We start from the raw sequence: 16,785 nt of genomic DNA, 5'->3' as shown, positions 1-16,785 counted from the left end.
ATCGCCTTCGGTGTGTCATGGGTCCGTGTGCCGGAGGTCGGGCCCTGGAAGGCTTCGGGAATGGCGACGGCGCTGGTTCGGTGGGCGAGGTCCGGGAGCTGTCGTTGCGACAGGTCCGGGCCGGGACGAACGCGGTCGACGCGACCGCGCGGCGAGCGTCCGGGGTGTGATATCGGCCACACCGCTGCCCGTCGGGTCGCGGCCAACTGGCCGTCGCAGCGGCCGAATCCGCAGGTCACAGGCACAATCCGCTGCCCTGGACGATCTGGGGCCGCGCAAACGATCTGGCTACCCGGGGAGGATTGAGCCTAGCCTGCCCGCCATGTCCCAGAACACGAACATCCCCGGCTTCCCCGGGCAGCCGGCCGCTCCGGTCGGCGACTCCGCCAAGGTGCAGCGCCAGGTGCAGCGGCAGGCGGGCGTCGGACCGGTCGCCGGTGGCGGCGGCACCCTCTTCTCCGAGCCGGTCCTGGTGGTGAACCAGAAGGCCAAGCTGATCGAGCTGACCAACGAGTACGCGGTCTTCGACCAGCAGGGGGCCGCGCTGGGCTCGGTGGTCCAGGTCGGTCAGAGCGCGCTGCGCAAGGCCATCCGGCTGCTCACCTCCCTCGACCAGTACCTGACCCACAAGCTGGAGATCCGTGACGCGCAGGGCGTCCCGGTGCTGCTGCTGACCCGCCCGGCGAAGTTCATCAAGTCGCGGGTGGTCGTGCAGCGTCCGAACGGCCAGGAGGTCGGCCAGATCGTTCAGCAGAACGCCATCGGGAAGATCAATTTCGCGATGGAGGTCGGTGGGCAGAAGATCGGCGCCGTCAAGGCCGAGAACTGGCGGGCCTGGAACTTCTCCATCGTCGACGAGACGGACACCGAGGTCGCCCGGATCACCAAGACCTGGGAAGGCCTGGCGAAGACCATGTTCACCACGGCCGACAACTACGTGCTCCAGATCCACCGCCCGCTCGCCGACCCGCTGCTCAGCCTCGTCGTGGCGACCGCGCTGACCGTGGACACCGCACTGAAGCAGGACGCTCGCGGTCTCGGCTAGCGAAGGGGCGACCGGACCGGCTCCGGGGCCGAACCGCCCTACCGGCTGCACCGGGTGACGGTCTGACGAACAGCCGTGGCCCGGCTCCCCCTCGGCGGGGAGCCGGGCCGCGGTCATGTCGTTCAGAGCCGGCGCAGCGCACCTTCGGCCCGTAGGTCGGCGAGGGTGGGGTAGCCGTCGACGGCCATGATCAGGTCGGCCTCGGCGAGCAGCGAGCGCAGCACGTGCACGATGCCGTCGGTGCCGCCGACCGCCAGGCCGTAGGCGTACGGGCGGCCGACCCCGACGGCCGTGGCGCCGAGGGCGAGCGCCTTGACCACGTCGGCGCCGGTGCGGATCCCGGAGTCGAACAGGACGGGCAGGCCGTCGGCGGCCTCGACCACGCCGGGCAGGGCGTCGAGGGCGGGCAGCCCGCCGTTGGCCTGGCGGCCGCCGTGGTTGGAGCAGTAGACGCCGTCCACGCCGCCGTCCTTGGCCCGGCGGACGTCCTCCGGGGCGCAGATGCCCTTGAGGATGATCGGCAGGTCGGTGATCGACCTCAGCCAGGGCAGGTCGTCCCAGGTCAGCGGGTTGCCGAAGATGCCGATCCATTCACGGACGACGGCCCCGAGGTCCTCCTCGGGGGCCTTCGCGAGGCGGGCGCGGAAGACCGGGTCGGAGGTGTAGTTGGCCAGCGCGTGGCCGCGCAGCTGCGGGAGGTTTCCGGTGCTGAGGTCGCGCGGGCGCCAGCCGGTGAGCCAGGTGTCCAGGGTGATCACGATGCCTCGGAAGCCGGCGGCCTCCGCGCGGTGCACCAGGCTCTCCGCGAGCGCCCGGTCGGTCGGGGTGTAGAGCTGGAAGAAGCCGGGGGTGGCGCCGAATTCGGCGGCGACCTGCTCCATCGGGTCGACGGTCAGGGTGGAGGCGATCATCGGCACTCCGCTGCGTGCGGCGGCGCGGGCGGTGGCCAGATCGCCGTGGCCGTCCTGCGCGCACAGCCCGATCACCCCGACCGGGGCCATGAACAGGGGCGACGCCAGCTTCAGCCCGAACAGGTCGACCGACAGGTCCCGTCGGGCGGCGCCGACCATCATCCGCGGCACCAGGCCGTACCGTCCGAAGGCGGTGACGTTCGCCCGCTGGGTGGACTCGTCCCCGGCCCCGCCGGCCACGTAGGAGAGCACCGACGGCGGCAGCGCGGCCTGGGCGCGGGCCTCCAGCTCGGTGAAGGTCATCGGCATCGTCGGCACCACGCCCGACAGGCCGTTGAAGTAGATCTCGTTCTGGAAGTCCCCGAACTGCCCCTGGGGGTTCACGTCCATCACACGTCTCCGTTCGTCTGCCGGCGGCCGGCCCGGGGGTGGCCCCCGGTGCCGGGATCGCCACCGTTGACCAGATGCCCCGGATGGTCAACGGTCCCGACCGGCCGTACGGCTTCTACAGTCTCGATGAGGAGAACCCCGGCGCCTCCTTCACCGCGCCGGGGCGGGGCCGCCGACCGGGCCGGGGGGCGCAGGCGCAGGTCAGGGGCGGGGCGGTGGCGGGCGGGGGCGCCGGTGACCACGAGAATGGTGCGGACATTCCCCCGGAAGTACAGAGAAAGCGAACCCCCCACATGGATCTCGGCGTGCGCTGGAAGCTGCACGGTGACGGGCGTACGCCCGCACCTGGGGCGGTCGTCCGCCCCGACGAACGACTCTCCTGGCCCCGGACGGCGGGGCTCGGCGCCCAGCACGTGGTGGCCATGTTCGGTGCGAGCTTCGTGGCGCCCGTGCTGATGGGGCTCGACCCCAACCTGGCGATCATGATGTCCGGCGTCGCCACCGTCATCTTCCTGCTGGCGACCCGCGGCCGGGTCCCGAGCTACCTCGGCTGCTCGCTGTCCTTCGTCGGCGTGGCCGCGGTGATCCGGGCACAGGGCGGCACCAGCGCGACGGTCACCGGCGCCGTGTTCGTGGTGGGCGTGGCCCTGTTCCTGGTGGGCCTGGCGGTCCAGCGGTTCGGGGCGCGGATCATCCACGCCGCGATGCCGCCGATCGTCACCGGCGCCGTCGTCATGCTGATCGGCTTCAACCTCGCGCCCGTCACCGCCGCGACCTACTGGCCGCAGGACCAGTGGACGGCGCTGCTGGTGATGCTGTTCACCGGGCTGGCCGTGGTGTGCCTGCGCGGCTTCTGGTCACGCGTGGCGATCTTCCTCGGGCTGCTCTTCGGCTACGGGATCTCCTGGCTGTTCGACCGGGTCTTCGGGAAGATCCACTCGATGGACGCCGGCGGACACCTCACCGACCACTGGCGGCTGGACCTGTCGGGCGTCGGCAAGGCGGCCTGGGTGGGCCTGCCCGATTTCCACGGCCCGTCCTTCCAGTGGTCCGCGATCCTGGTGGCCCTGCCCGTGGTGATCGCGCTGGTCGCGGAGAACGCCGGGCACGTCAAGGCCGTGGGGGAGATGACCGGTCAGACGCTGGACGACAAGCTCGGCACCGCGATCTCCGCGGACGGCGTCGGCTCGATGCTCTCCACCGCGCTCGGCGGCCCGCCGAACACCACGTACTCGGAGAACATCGGCGTCATGGCCGCCACCCGGGTGTACTCCACCGCCGCCTACTGGGCCGCGGCCTGCTTCGCGCTGCTGTTCGGCATCTGCCCGAAGTTCGGCGCGGTGGTGGCCGCGATCCCCGGCGGGGTGCTGGGCGGCATCACCGTCATCCTGTACGGCATGATCGGCCTGCTCGGCGCGCAGATCTGGACCACGGCCCGCGTGGACCTGCGCAATCCGCTGAACCTGGTGCCGGCCGCGGCGGGCATCATCATCGGCATCGGCAACGTGACGATGAAGTTCACCGACACCTTCAGCCTCAGCGGCATCGCGCTGGGCACCCTGGTCGTCATCACCGGGTACCACGTGCTGCGGGCGCTGGCCCCCGCGCACCTCAAGACGCAGGAGCCGCTGCTGGACGAGGGCACCTCCTCCTACGACGCGGGCAGCGAGGACTCCGGGGGACCGGGCGGGGCGCAGCCGCGCACCCGGTAGCGGTCCGCGCCGGCGGTGAGGGCGCCCCGCCGGGCAGCCCTCGCCCGGTGCCCGGCCGACCGGTCGACGTGCCCGAAAGGGCCTCGATCGGTCGGCCCGCTTGGCCCGACGGGCCGTCAGGTGGTCGAATCGGTGCCTGCGTCCGGGCCGAACGGCCCGGACCTCGTCCGTTGCGGCCACTCATCCACCTGGGAGAGGCATGTCCCTTCTGCTCCACCACCGCAAGACCGTCCTCGGCGTCGTGGCCCTCACCACGCTCGCGATCTCCTGCGGCTCGGCGGTCGCCACCAGCTCCGCCGCCGTGACGGGCAAGGTCCTGTGGGCCCCGAGCACCAGTAAGGGCCCGTCCTCCTTCGCCGGCGTCCAGTGCGCGTCGGGCGGCTTCGGCGTCGTCAAGGACGCGGCCAAGGGCCGTGTGTGGCGGGCGTTCCAGAAGGCGGGGGAGGAGCGTTGCGAGACGCTCGGCCCGAACCTGAAGGAGGGCTCCACCTTCTACCTCGGCTGGTCGTCCAAGGTGGACATCAAGGACGCGAACAGCCGCTACGTCTTCCAGCTGAAGTGCTCGCCGAGCACCGACACGGCGAACCACCCGATCGAGATCGACGCGACGACCGGGCGCATCCGCCTCCAGGAGTGGGACACCCACCACGTCGCGCACACGCTGTGGACCGCGCCGACCACCAACAACACGTGGCACTCCTACGCGCTGAAGATCCGCCTGGGCCGCACCAGCGGCACCATCGACTTCTGGTTCGACGGCGTGAAGCAGACCTTCACCACCGGCTCGGGCACCTTCAAGGGCACCACCTGGGACGGCGACCGCAACTACCTCAAGTGGGGCTCCTACCACCCCTCCTCGGGGAACGCGACGAACACCTTCACCAGTCCGATCATGGCGACCACCCTGGAGGCGGCCACCGCCGGCTCGTGAGGGCCGGGTGACCGGCCGGGGCGAGTCCCGACCCGGCCGGCGCCGCACCCCGTCTCCTCGGCGGGTGGGCGCGCGGCTTCCCGCGCGCGGGCCGTAGCAGGCCGGGGCGACGGCGGAAAGCCCCCGTCGTCGCCGCCCGGACGCCTCGTTCGCGCGGATCCGGTTCCGGCCGGGCGGATTGTCAAGCCCGCACCGGAGCCGTCCGTTCAGCAGTAGCCTCGGCATCGGTAACGACGTTCGTACGACGGCGCATTGGGGGCGACGGTGGCCGAAGGGGAGTCCGGGGCCGGGGGTGACGGCGGAGCCGGCGAGGACGGCTGTCCGCTGCACGAACGCGAGGTCGAGATCCGGTCGGCCGGGCAGGCGGTCGGGGCGCTCACCCGGCCCGCCGGTGCCGGAACCGGGGAACTGCTCGTGTACACCGGCGCGGCCGGGCTGGGCAAGACCGCCGTGCTGACCGAGGCGCGACGGGAGGCGCGACGCGCCGGCTGCACGGTGCTGTTCGCCCGGGGCGGGGAGCGGCAGCGCCACGAGCCGTTCCGCGTGGTGCGCCAGTTGGTGCAGCCGGTGCTGGCGGCCCTGTCGGACGAGGAACGGGCGCAGGTGTTCGGGCCCTGGGAGGACATCGTCGGTCCTGCGGTGGGACTGCTGCCGCCCGGAGGGCAGCTCGACCCGCAGGGCGTGCGAGACGGGCTGGACTTCGTGCTCACCCGCCTCGTGCAGCTGCGTTCGCCGGTGGCCGTGATCGTCGACGACCTGCACTGGGCCGACCCGGAGTCGCTCGGCTGGCTGGCGGGCTTCGCCGTGCGCGCACGCGAGCTGCCGGCGCTGCTGGTGCTCGCCTGCCGCGACGAGTTCCCCGACGACGCCCTGACGCTGCAGCGAGGCCTCGTCGGCCGGGCCGACCGGCGGCACGAACTTCGGCCGCTCCAGCCGGCCTCGGTCGCGCACCTGGTCCGGGCCGCCCTGGGCGCGGAGGCGGAGGACGCCTTCTGCCGCCACGTCTGGGCCGTCACCGCCGGCAACCCCTACGAGACCACCGCCCTGCTGCGCGAGGTGGCCGACCAGCGGCTCGACCCCGTCGAGGAGAGCACCGGGCAGCTGCGCGAACTCGCCGCCGGCGCACGGGGGATGACGCTGCGGCACTGGCTGGACAAGATCGGCCCGACCACGCTGCAGTTCGCCTGGGCGGCGTCCATGCTGGGCACCGACATCCGCCCCGACCTCGCCGCCGTCGTCTGCGCCCAGGGCCCGGAGACCGCCGACCAGTCGATCCGGGAGCTGCGCCGGCACGGGGTGCTGACCGGCACACCGGGCGGCCGACTGGAGTTCGTCCACCCGCTGATCGCCACCTCCGTCTACCAGTCGATGCCGCCTGCCGTCCGGACCGGGATGCACGGGGTCGCCGCCGTCGAGACCGAGAACGCCGGCCTCGGCCTGCTGACGGCATCCCGGCACCTGCTGGAGACCCTGCCCGAGGGGGACGGCGCGATCGTCGGCAAGCTGCGCCGGGCCGCCCGCGAACATCTGGCCATCGGGGCGCCCGAGGCGGCCCAGCGCTGCCTGCGGCGCGCCATCAGCGAACCGCCCGCCGACGAGGACCGGGCCGTGGTGCTCTACGAACTCGGCTGCTCCGCGCTGCTCACCGACCCGGCGACCACCGTCAACCAGCTGCGCCTGGCGCTCGCGGACCCGTACGGGCCGGGCCCCGAGCTCAGGGTGGACGCGACCTTCCGGCTCGCCCAGGCCCTCGCCCACAGCAACCGGGTCGGCGAGGCCGCCGCGGTGTGCGCCGAGGAGGCCGCGCGCACCGAGCCGGGCCCGGGCCGGTTGCGCCTGGAGGTGGCCCACTTCATGTTCGCCGCGTTCCAGTCCGAGGACGCGGACGGCCGGGGCCGCTCGCGGCGGCTCGCCGACTTCGCCCAGATGCTCGACATGATCGGACTGGCCTTCACCGACGCCGGAGCCGCTGCCGGTGTCGCCGCCGATGTCGCCGCGGGCCCGGGGACGGGCGGCGGGCCGACCCCCGACGAGGTCCTGTTCGAACGCGACGGCCTGGCCCACGCGGTGGCCGTGCTGCGCTGCTGGGACCTCACGCTGCGCGGTGCCGACCGGGCGGAGGCGATCGCGCTGGCCGAGTCCGCGCTGCCGGGCGGCCGGCTGCCCCGCAGCCTCGGCTGGACCAACACCACCTGGGGTTTCGAGCTGCCCGGGATCCTCGGCATCAGCTACCTCTACGCGGACCGGGTCGACCGCGCGGAGGAGCTCTTCACCGAGGCGGTCCGGGCGTACGAGGTGGCCGGGTGGAGCGGCGGCCACCTCGGCTTCGCCCACCTGCTGACCGGCATGCTCCGGTTCCGCTGCGGCGCCCTGGCGGAGGCGGAGGACTACTTGCGCCGCGCCCTGCGGATCGCCGAGCGGATAGGGCCGGGGACCCCGCTGCACTGGGACGCGGTCGGGGCACTGGCCGAGACCCTGGCCGCGCGCGGGCAACTCGCCGAGGCCCTGGAGCTGACCCGGACGCATGCCTTCGGCCCGCCGTACCCGACGGTGATGGTGCTGCCCGACGCGCCCACGCTGTACGGCCGGCTGCTGCTGGCCCGGGGCGACGCGCCCGGCGCGGCCGCGACGCTGACCGCCGCCGGCGCGGCCCTGGACGCGCGCGGGTGGCGCAACACGGTGTGGGCGCCGTGGCTCGGGCACCTGGCGCGCGCGATTGCCCCCGACCAGCCGGACCGGGCCCGGGACCTCGCCGGGGAGGCCGTCCGCCGGGCCCGGGAGTCCGGGACGGACTCGGCCGTCGGCAGTGCGCTGCGGCTCTGCGCGGCGGTGCACGACCGGCCGCGCGCCGCCGAACTGCTCGCGGAGGCCGTTCGGCACCTGGAGCGGTCACCCGCCCGCTACGAGCACGCGATCGCCCTGGTCGACCTGGGCGAGGCGCTGGGCACCGCGCCGGCCGCCCGCACCGCCCTGGCCCGGGGACTGGAGCTGGCCACCCACTGCGGTGCCGACGGGCTGGCGGCCCGGGCCGGGGAGTTGCTGCGCACGGGCGCACCCGGCTGAGGCGGGCTCAGGACGCCGCCGGCGTCGCGCGGCTGCGGCTCCAGCCGGGGCGCGGGACGTGGCGGCGGCGGCCCGGCATCCGCCCGGCGGCTGCGGGCCGGAGGGGCTAGAGCAGGTGGTCGGCCTTGCCCGCCTTGATGTCCAGGATGAGGGTGCGCAGGGCAGCCCTGGAGTCGGTGATGGCCCGGTCCTCCTGGCCCTTGACGGCGATGTAGGCGTTGCCGTCGGCGTCGGTGCCGAGGCGGAAGCATGAGTTGCCCTCGCCGCAGAAGGGGTCTTCCCAGGTGATGGTGGGCATCGAACTTCTCCTTACAGTTGGTTGGCGATCTCGCGGATGAAGTCACGGGATCGTTGCGGGGTCAGCGCCAGATCTTCCAACCGATCAAGCTGGGCACGGTATTTCGTCAGCTGGCCTTCGGCATCCAGGAATTCGGGGCCATGTGCCCTGTCCACCTGAACCGTGTCGAGCTGTGGCACTGTCCCCTCCGCGTAGAGGACGGTGTGCCCGGCGCCCGGAAAGGCCCCGTGCTCGAAAGGAACGACGCGGAGCGTGACGTTGTCCCGTTCGGATGCGTCGAGCAGGTAGTCCAGTTGGGCGTGCATGCCCTTGCGGCCGCCGAACTGCATTCGCAGAGCTGCTTCGTGCACAACGGCGACATAGTCGGGCGGATCGTCACCGGTGAGCACCTGCCGGCGTTCCGTCCGATGAGCGAGTCGCAGGGCGACCTCATGCTCGGGCAGCGGTGGGAACACTGCCCGGAATACGGCGAGAGCGTGGTCCGAGGTCTGCAACAGTCCTGGAACGTGGACGGTGTCGGTGGTGCGGAGTCGCTTCGCGCGTGCTTCGAGCTCGGCGATGTCCAGCAGCCCCTGGGGAAGACTGCCGCGATACCGCTCCCACCAGCCCTTGTCCCCGGGCTGCGCCATGTCGACCAGGGCATCGATGTACTTCTGGTCTGTGCAGTGGCAGTTGTGGGCCAGGGTGCGCAAGCGCTCGGTGGTGATCGGCCGCAGACCCGACTCCATGTTGGAGATCTTGCCACGATCGACGCCGAGCAGCCCCGCCGCGTACTCGGCACTCATGCCTGCCGAGGTTCGGATCTTCCGCAGCTCGATCCCCAACCGCTTCTGACGTTCAGTGAGAGACATCCTGGGAGTCATGCCGTTCCTTCCGTGCGACGTGGGATGCAGTCTGCCGCCCGCAGGGAGCAACCCACTACCCGGGGGCAGATTGCCAGGAAGCTCGGCAAATTTACCCCGCCGTGCGATACTCTCAGTGTTGCAAGGATCACAGTCGGCAATGTCCGGAAGTGCACCGCGCGAGCATGCCCGCCTTCCCTGGGACAGGTGTGCCCGCGCCCAGGGAGGCGTGCCACCGGCGTCGGAGCCGCACCAGCGCTCGCTCAACCACTGCACATCCGCGAGGAGTCAGCCATGCCTGGAATCCCGCTTCCGTCCACCCCCGTCGTGCTCGCGCCGACGCTGCCCGGCGTCCCCGAGGTGCCGTCGCACTGGCGCTTTCCCGCCGAGCTCGCCTCCGTCCGGCGGGCCCGCCGGGCCGTGGTCGGCGCGATCCCGGAGCCCCATGAGCCCCAGCTCGCCGACGTGCTGCGCCTGGTGACCTCGGAGCTGGTCACCAATGCGATCCGCCACGGCGCCCGCGCCGACGAGGACGAGCTGATCGAGCTCGTCCTCTGGATCGCCGACGGCCACTGCTGGCTGGCCGTCTCCGACCCGGGGGCCGGCCGGCCCGTCCTCGTCGAACCGCATCCGCAGGAGTGCGGCGGGCGGGGCCTGCTGCTGGTCGACGCGCTCTGCGACATCTGGGCCGTCGTGCCCCGGCGGACCTGTGGCAAGTCCGTGGTTGCGGGGGTGAGACTGCGCGCGGTCTGACGTGGCGTCAATAGTGAGCGGCTGCACCGCCGGAGGGGACGGTGCAGCCGCTCGTGGTGCTTGCTGTCGGGCGAAGGGGTCGCGTGATTCCCGGGGGCCCGGGGCTTCCTGGTTCATGACAGTTCCAGGGCCCATGGGTGGGCGCTACAGGCGTTCGGGGACGGGGTTGCCGACGGCCTCGATGGCGCGGCGGACGGGGACCGTCGCCAGCAGGGCGAAGCCGATCACGAAGAACACCAGCAGCGAGATGATCGCCGAGCGGTAGCTGCCGGTGAGCTGGTAGGCGAGGCCGAAGACCAGTGGGCCCATCCAACTGGTGCCCCGGTCGCTGACCTTGTAGAGGCTGAAGTACTCGGCCTCCCGCCCGGCCGGGATCAGGTGCGAGAACAGCGAGCGGGAGAGCGCCTGGCTGCCGCCGAGCACCAGGCCGATCATGCAGGCCAGGGCGAAGAACCAGGCGGGCCGGTGGGCGGGCATGAGGTACCCGAGGGCGAGGGTGACCACCCAGCCGACCAGTGAGCCGAGGACGGTCCGCTTGGCGCCGTACCGGCGGGCGATCCGGCCGAGGAGCAGCGCGCCGCCGATCGCGACGATCTGGACCAGGAGCACGGCGACGACCAGCGAGGTCTGGTCCATGCCGAGTTCCTCGCTGCCGTAGAGCGAGGCCTGGGAGACGACGGTCTGGATGCCGTCGTTGTAGCAGAGGAAGGCGCCCAGGTAGAGCAGCGTGAGCGGGTAGTCGCGCATGCCGCGCAGGGTGCGGGCGAGTTCGCGCAGGCTGCCGGCGGTGGGCCGGTCCGGCCCGGCCGCGGCGCGCCGGGGGGCCGCCCCGGCCCGGGAGGGCAGCCGCAGCATCGGGACCACGGTGAACAGCGCCCACCACAGGCCGGCCGAGGCCAGGCAGATCCGCACGGCGGTGCCGGAGGAGAGACCGAGCGCGTCATGGCCCTCGAAGAGCGCCAGGTTGGCTATCAGCAGCAGGCCGCCGCCCGCGTACCCGTACGCCCAGCCCTTGGAGGAGACGGCGTCGCGCTCGTCGGGCGCGGCCAGGCCCGGCAGGTAGGCGTAGGAGAGCGCCACCGACACCGCGTACGCGATGTTGGCGACCACCAGCAGCGCACCGCCCAGCAGGTAGCGGTCGCCGTCGAGGAAGAACATCCCCATCGTGGCGGCGGCGCCGACGTAGGCGAAGCCGCACATCAGTTCCTTGTGCCGACCGGTGCGGTCCGCGACCGTGCCGGTCAGCAGCATCACCGCGACCGAGAGCAGCACGGAGAAGGAGACGGTGTACGGGAAGAACGATCCGGCGCGGACCGACAGGCCGAGCGGGTGCACGTCGCCGGCCGGGTCGGCGGCGTTCTTGGCCACCGAGGTCAGGTACGGGCCGAGGAACACCGTCAGGACGGTGGCCGAGAAGGCGGCGTTGGCCCAGTCGTTGAGGTACCAGCCGAACTGCATCCGGCGCAGGGCCCGGTCGTCGGCGGCGGTCTCCGGGTGGTCCGGGCGGTGGGCCGTGGTGGTGGTGTTCATCGGGCTCCTGTCACGGTGCTGGAGCCGGTGCTGCCGTCGGTCCAGCAGCCGCGCTCGCCGAGGACGTCCCGCAGGACGTCGATGCGATCGGCCATGATGCCATCCACACCGAGGTCGAGGAGGGCCCGGATCCGGCTGGGATCGTCCACGGTCCAGACGTGCACCTGCAGGCCGAGGCGGTGGGCGGCGCGGACGAAGGCCCGGTCGACGACCCGGACGCCGCGGTACTGCTCCGGCACCTGCGCGCACACCCCGGCGAACGGCGCCCCGCGTCCGCGCGACAGCGGCCCGGCCAGCGAGCGCAGCCGCAGCCGGGCCACCTCGCGCGGGCCGAGCGAGGTGGCCAGCCGGGGGCCGGCGGCGGCGCGGACGGCGGCGAGGCGGCTGTCGGAGAAGCCACCGACGCAGACCCGGTCCCAGGCGTTCGTCCGGCGGATCGCGGTGACCAGCGGACCGACGGCCGGCGCCGCCTTGACGTCGATGTTGAAGCGGGCCCCGGGGAACGCGCCGAGCAGGTCCTCCAGCAGCGGCACCGGCTCGGTGCCGCCGATCCGGGCCTGCCTGACGGTGCCCCAGGGCAGGTCGGCCACCACCCCGGCGCGGTCGGTGACGCGGTCGAGGCGGGAGTCGTGGAAGGCCACCAGCACGCCGTCGCGGGTGGCGTGCACATCCGTTTCGAGGTAGCGGTACCCGAGGGCGACGGCGGCCTCGAAGGCGGCGAGCGAGTTCTCGGGGTGGCCGAGGTCACCGCCCCGGTGCGCGAAGGCGAGCGGCCCCGGCTGGTCGAGGAAGGGGTGCATGGGCGTGCTCCGAGCTGCTGGGAGAAGGACCGGCCGGGCCCGCGAGGCCGGGGCGGCGCGGCCCGCTCCGACGACGCCCGGGGCGTGCGCGTTACAGTATTACGCACGCTGTCAAGCAGTAACGTCAGGTGTCGGCCGGCGGGTGTCGGCTGCTTGGGCGGCCCGGGACCGTGGCGGCCGTCGCCGCCCGAGGGTCCGGCCGAGTGCCGGATCGTCGGTGCGGTCCTGCTCGCCGCCGACGTCCGTCAGGTGCGCGTCCCGGAGGGGGTACGGTCGGCGACCGTCCGCCGGAGCCGGAGCCGGAGCCGTCGGTGCGTCCGGTGCGGCCGGGAACGGCTCGCCGTCGGCGGGGAGCCGGCCGAGGCCGGCCTGGAGTTCGGCGACCCGCTGCCGCTCGGCGTGCTCCGCCCGGCCTGCGCGGAGCACGCCCGCCACCGCTGCGCACCGCACGCGGGGAGGTGCGGTGCGGGGCACCGGCCGGGCGGGTCCCGGCCCGTCAGCCCCGGCGGCGCTGCTTGATCTTGATCGGCCCCGACCGGGGATGGCCGATCACGGTCAGCGTCGGGGCGCCGGACTCCGCCACCTCGCTGGCCTTGTTGATGATGTGGCCGGTGTTGGTGCTCGACTTGTCGATCCGCACGCCCCAGCCGCGCGGGACGATCAGCCGGATGTGGCCCAGGCCGGTCACCGCCTCGACGGTGACCTCCCGGTGGACGCACACGGCGTTGGTGAAGTCGATGGTGATGAGCGGCAGCCGGCACTCGGCGATGATCCGCCGGGGCACGGTCCACCGGCCGCGCTGCACGATGTTGTTCCGCCTGGTCCTGAGTACCAGGACGTCCTCGTCCTCGGGATCGTCCCCGGCCGTCCGGCCACCCAGATCCGCCACCAGGACGTCGAGTTCGGGGTAGGTCCGGGCGGCGAAGGCCCGGTCGAGCCGCTCCTCCAACTCCCCGAGGTCGATGCGGCCCTCACCGGCGGCGACCCGCAGTTGCTCGGCCACCGCCTCCCGGTCGGCGTCCCCGGCCCGGGGTTCCACCGCGGCCTCGGGCGTCGTGCGTACGGCTGGCAGTTCCTCGTTGACCATACGGCTACTCTAGGTCACCCAGGAGCCCGACCGGCAGGCCAACAGGCCAACTCCCGGGCCCCGGTTGGGGTCGTTCGGGGCGCCGCCTCCGGAGCCCGCGGACCCCGGCCGGCCCGGCGTGGGGGCGTGTTGCCGGGGCGGCGCCCGACCGCGCGGCACCGGGCGTCCTCGCGGTGAGAGCCGTGAGGACGCCCGGTGCCGCGCGGTCGGGCGCCGCCCCGGGCGGCCCGGGCGGTTCAGCCCACGGCGATGCCGTCCGCCCCGTGGTCGTATCCGTCGCCGACGGCGTTCAGCACCTCGACCGAGGAGGCGGTGCGATACGTCATCTCCACCGCGTGGAAGCCGGCTTCGTGCCGGGCCTGGGCGGACCCGGTGGCCGCGTCCCGGAACACGAGGGCTTCCGCCGGGAGCTGGTCGGAGCGGAGCAGGTTCACCAGACCGGCCCGGCCGCTCAGGTTCAGCTTGCGGTAGATGCGCGTCAGGTGTTGCTCCACCGTGCTGACGGTGATCCAGAGCTTGTCACTGATCTCCCGGTTGCTGTCCCCCTGCACGGCCAGCTTCGCCACCCGGAGCTCGGCGCGGCTGAGGCCGGTGACCACCGTGGGTGCCGCGCTGCCGGTCTCGGTCGTCGGGGACGGTTCCAGCGCGAGCGCCGGACCGCCGTCGCCCCGCAGGCCGTCGCCGAACGCGAACACGTCGCCCGGAGCGCCCGGAGCGCCCGGAGCGCCCGGAGCGACTGGCGCGGCCGGAGCGGCCGGAGCGGCCCCGGTGCGGGCCGGGGGCAACAGTTCGGCCTTCGTCCGGCCGGGTTCCGGTCGGTCGCCGGAGATGAGCAGGCAGTCGGCGGCCCCCTGGAGCGGGGCCGGTCTCTCCGGGGCCCCGTCGTGGCCGGCGTCGTGGTCGGCCAGGATCCGGAGCAGGGCGGCTCTGGTGCGTCCGTCGAGCGAGGGATCCTCCAGCCGGCCGGCCGCCAGGTCCCGGCCGGCCTCGGTGTCACCGGCCCGGAAGGTCACTTCGACCAGGCTGGTGGTCAGGGGGATCAGGGCGGGGATGTCCAGTCGCCAGACGCGAAGTCTTCGCGCGCAGGTCCGCAGGTCTTCGAGCGCCTCCGCGGTCCGGCCGGTCGCCAGTGCGAGCCGGCTGCGGGCGTGCAGGTAGTGGATGCCGATCACGGTCTCGAACATGGCGCTCGGCACCTCGCGCCCGGCTTCCTTGACGGCGTCGTCCGTCCGCCCCGACGCGAGGTGGGCCTGGATGAGGACGGACAGCGGATAGCCGATCGACACCCCCCAGTTCTCCTCGCCCGCCAGCGCCAGGGCGTCCGACGCCAGTTCGGCGGCGGCCCCGGGATCTCCGTCGCGCAGGCAGACGTCGGCCCGCACCGCCTTGAGCTGGGCCAGCCAGGTGGTCGCGCCGCGGCGGGTGGCGTGTCCGATCAGCTCGTCGCACCAGAGCAGCGCCCGGCCGGACCGGTCGCCGTCGGCGAGGGTGAGGATCGCCGTGGTGACCGCCTCCAACGGGAGTGCGTCCACCCGGCACGAGGAGAGCAGGCGCTCGGCGATCGAGGCGCTCTCCTCGTCGCCCCCGCGGGCCCAGGCCCGGGAGAACACCTCGATCGCCTCGGTGGCCGAGGGCGGCTGAGCGCCCTCGGCGGCGCCGCGACAGAGCTCGTCGAGGTTCCAGGAGCGGGTGAACGAGGGCCCGAAGAACCAGAGGAAGAGATGGAGGAGTTCGACGCCGTCCTGGTGCCCGAGGACGACGTCGGACCTCTTCGCCTCCGCCAGTACGGCCGAGACCCCGGCCAGGTCTCCCCGCCACAGCAAGGTCCGGAAGAGGGCGACCACGTCCTTGCCGGTGAGCTTGCCCTCGGCCAGGGCCTTGCGCAGCGCCGTCGTGTGGGGCGCGATGGCGGCGGGATTGGTCGGCCAGGTGGAGTGGACGTAGGTGCGCAGGGTGGCCAGGTGCTGGTCGTCGTCGGTCGCCGCGGCCAGCGCCAGGTTGAGGTAGAGGTGCGCGGTGGAGGTCTTCCCCTCGGCCATCTCCTGCTCGGCGGCGTCGGTGAGGATCGGCACGGTCCAGTCGCCGTCGGCCTCACCGGCGGCGACGAGCTGGGCGGCGAGGTCGGTGGTGGCGAGGCCCAGGTCGCGCCGGAGCCTGGTCGCCCTGGTGTAGAGCGTCGCCTGCTCCTCGTGGGAGAGCGAGGCGAGGACGGCGGTCGCGACGTTCGGGTGCCGGAACTCGTTCCCGGTCGCCAGGCCCGCGTTGGTGAGGATCTCCACTGCCTGCGCGACCCGTCGCTGGTCGAGGTCGAGCAGCCGGCCGAGCAGGGCGGGGGAGGCGTGCTCGCGCAGGACGGCCATGCCGCTGGCGACGGAGAGGATCTGCGGCTCCCAGCGGTACAGGCAGGCCAGGACGGCCATTTCGAAGGACCGGCCGACCACCGGCAGGTCGGCCGGCCGGCCCCCGCCGTCGGCGCATTCGAGGTGGTTGTCCTCGATCAGGGCGTTGACCAGGATCGGGTTGCCCCCGCTCAGCCGGTGCACGGCCGGGGCGAGGCGGGGGGAGATGGCGTGGTCCGCCGTCCGTTCCAGGATCGCGCGGATGGTGCGCTCCGACATCAGCTTCAGCTGGATGCGGCTGTGCGGCGCGCGGGTCACCTCGGCCCGGAACAGCGGCAGGGTGGGCTGCGGGCGGTCCCACTCGTTGAGGACCATCAGCATGCGCTGGGGGCGCATGCGGCGCTGGAGATAGAGGAGCGCCTGCAGTGAAGATGTGTCAGCGAAGTGAACATCGTCAATACCGATGAGCACGGGACGCCCTTCGAAGGCGCCCAGGAGGACATTGCAGACCGTCCGGATGGTCTCGTTCTGCACGGCCAGGGGTCGTTCGAACCGGTCGTCGGGGCTCTGGTGGTCGGCGAATGCCTCGGCGACCAGGGTGGACAGCTGCCTGGCGAGATCGTGCGGTAATTCGGCACAGTGGATGAGTTGCTCGACGACTCCCATGGGGAGATCACGCTCGGCCCGGGAGCCGGTCGCGTGGAGGACCAGAGCCCCCTCCTTCGCGGCCAACACCGAGAATTCATGCAGTAGTTGGGTTTTACCGCTTCCCAGGGTGCCACTGACGAGCACTGTCCGGCCGCTCCCGCTGGACAGCCCGTCGAATAGATCCAGCAAATACTCCAAAGCTTCATGCTGTTCGGCCCGAATCAGCAAGAATGCCTCCCCCGATATGTTGTATAAGAGCCTGCATCCACCGCAACGGAAAGGCGAGATCGCCCGCGTCGCTCAAGCCTCCATGACGTTGAGTGATCATCTGGGTGCATCACGCATACAGCATGAGGGGAGTCCCGGGTCCGCACGTCCGGATTTGCATCCACTTGACCCTAGGTGAACTTCGGCAAGGAAGGCCAGAGCTTTCGAC

13 protein-coding genes are annotated in these 16,785 nt (G+C 72.7%); 5 read left to right on the top strand and 8 right to left on the bottom strand.

The annotated features are described in order from the left end of the window. Positions 1 to 226 precede the first annotated feature (226 nt). Positions 227 to 1,045 carry a phospholipid scramblase-related protein gene (locus ACIQTO_RS36040; RefSeq protein ID WP_402397449.1) on the top strand — a complete coding sequence of 273 codons (819 nt, stop codon included), beginning with the start codon at positions 227 to 229 and terminating at the stop codon, positions 1,043 to 1,045. Between the two features lie 122 nt (positions 1,046 to 1,167). Here ACIQTO_RS36040 and ACIQTO_RS36035 read toward each other — a convergent pair whose 3' ends face one another. Continuing rightward, positions 1,168 to 2,346 carry an alpha-hydroxy-acid oxidizing protein gene (locus ACIQTO_RS36035; RefSeq protein WP_402397415.1) on the bottom strand — a complete coding sequence of 393 codons (1,179 nt, stop codon included), beginning with the start codon at positions 2,344 to 2,346 and terminating at the stop codon, positions 1,168 to 1,170. Between the two features lie 293 nt (positions 2,347 to 2,639). Between ACIQTO_RS36035 and ACIQTO_RS36030 the strand changes: the two genes are divergently transcribed. The 3 genes from ACIQTO_RS36030 to ACIQTO_RS36020 all read left to right on the top strand — a co-directional run bounded on the left by ACIQTO_RS36030 (position 2,640) and on the right by ACIQTO_RS36020 (position 8,052). Then, entirely contained in the window at positions 2,640 to 4,058 is a 1,419-nt protein-coding gene (locus tag ACIQTO_RS36030; RefSeq protein WP_402397412.1) for a uracil-xanthine permease family protein, read from the top strand. Positions 4,059 to 4,257: 199 nt separating this feature from the next. Then, positions 4,258 to 4,989: a heparin lyase I family protein gene (locus ACIQTO_RS36025; RefSeq protein ID WP_402397410.1), complete on the top strand. Its 732-nt coding sequence runs from the start codon at positions 4,258 to 4,260 to the stop codon at positions 4,987 to 4,989. Between the two features lie 252 nt (positions 4,990 to 5,241). Next, positions 5,242 to 8,052 (top strand): ATP-binding protein, encoded by a 2,811-nt coding sequence (locus ACIQTO_RS36020; protein ID WP_402397407.1) that lies wholly within the window; start codon positions 5,242 to 5,244, stop codon positions 8,050 to 8,052. Between the two features lie 106 nt (positions 8,053 to 8,158). Here ACIQTO_RS36020 and ACIQTO_RS36015 read toward each other — a convergent pair whose 3' ends face one another. Together ACIQTO_RS36015 and ACIQTO_RS36010 are read right to left on the bottom strand one after the other, a co-directional pair. Next, entirely contained in the window at positions 8,159 to 8,350 is a 192-nt protein-coding gene (locus ACIQTO_RS36015; protein WP_360625274.1) for a hypothetical protein, read from the bottom strand. An 11-nt stretch (positions 8,351 to 8,361) separates the two neighbouring features. Continuing rightward, on the bottom strand, positions 8,362 to 9,213 hold the full coding sequence (locus tag ACIQTO_RS36010; protein ID WP_402397403.1) for a helix-turn-helix domain-containing protein: 852 nt from the start codon (positions 9,211 to 9,213) through the stop codon (positions 8,362 to 8,364). 273 nt (positions 9,214 to 9,486) lie between these two features. On the opposite strand from ACIQTO_RS36010, the gene ACIQTO_RS36005 reads away from it, so the two are divergent. Next, on the top strand, positions 9,487 to 9,945 hold the full coding sequence (locus ACIQTO_RS36005) for an ATP-binding protein (protein ID WP_402397401.1): 459 nt from the start codon (positions 9,487 to 9,489) through the stop codon (positions 9,943 to 9,945). 144 nt (positions 9,946 to 10,089) lie between these two features. On the opposite strand, the gene ACIQTO_RS36000 is transcribed toward ACIQTO_RS36005, so the two are convergent. The 5 genes from ACIQTO_RS36000 to ACIQTO_RS35980 all read right to left on the bottom strand — a co-directional run bounded on the left by ACIQTO_RS36000 (position 10,090) and on the right by ACIQTO_RS35980 (position 16,538). Beyond that, positions 10,090 to 11,475, bottom strand: a complete 1,386-nt coding sequence (locus ACIQTO_RS36000; protein ID WP_402397398.1) for an MFS transporter — start codon at positions 11,473 to 11,475, stop codon at positions 10,090 to 10,092. After that, a complete protein-coding gene (locus ACIQTO_RS35995) occupies positions 11,472 to 12,275 on the bottom strand; it encodes a glycerophosphodiester phosphodiesterase (RefSeq protein ID WP_402397396.1) in 804 nt (267 codons plus the stop codon). The genes ACIQTO_RS36000 and ACIQTO_RS35995 overlap by 4 nt, the downstream gene beginning before the upstream one ends. A 111-nt stretch (positions 12,276 to 12,386) precedes the next feature. After that, complete coding sequence (locus tag ACIQTO_RS35990; protein ID WP_402397393.1) at positions 12,387 to 12,701, bottom strand: hypothetical protein; 315 nt, start codon at positions 12,699 to 12,701, stop codon at positions 12,387 to 12,389. Between the two features lie 70 nt (positions 12,702 to 12,771). Next, entirely contained in the window at positions 12,772 to 13,362 is a 591-nt protein-coding gene (locus ACIQTO_RS35985; protein WP_402397391.1) for a DUF1707 domain-containing protein, read from the bottom strand. Between the two features lie 236 nt (positions 13,363 to 13,598). Next, complete coding sequence (locus tag ACIQTO_RS35980) at positions 13,599 to 16,538, bottom strand: AAA family ATPase (protein ID WP_402397447.1); 2,940 nt, start codon at positions 16,536 to 16,538, stop codon at positions 13,599 to 13,601. Between the last annotated feature and the right edge of the window lie 247 nt (positions 16,539 to 16,785).

Origin of the sequence: Kitasatospora sp. NPDC091207, from assembly GCF_044768625.1 — a bacterium.
GTDB lineage: Bacteria > Actinomycetota > Actinomycetes > Streptomycetales > Streptomycetaceae > Kitasatospora.
The sequence above is the reverse complement of the archived record's forward strand: the minus strand, read 5'-3'. Positions and strand labels throughout refer to the sequence as shown.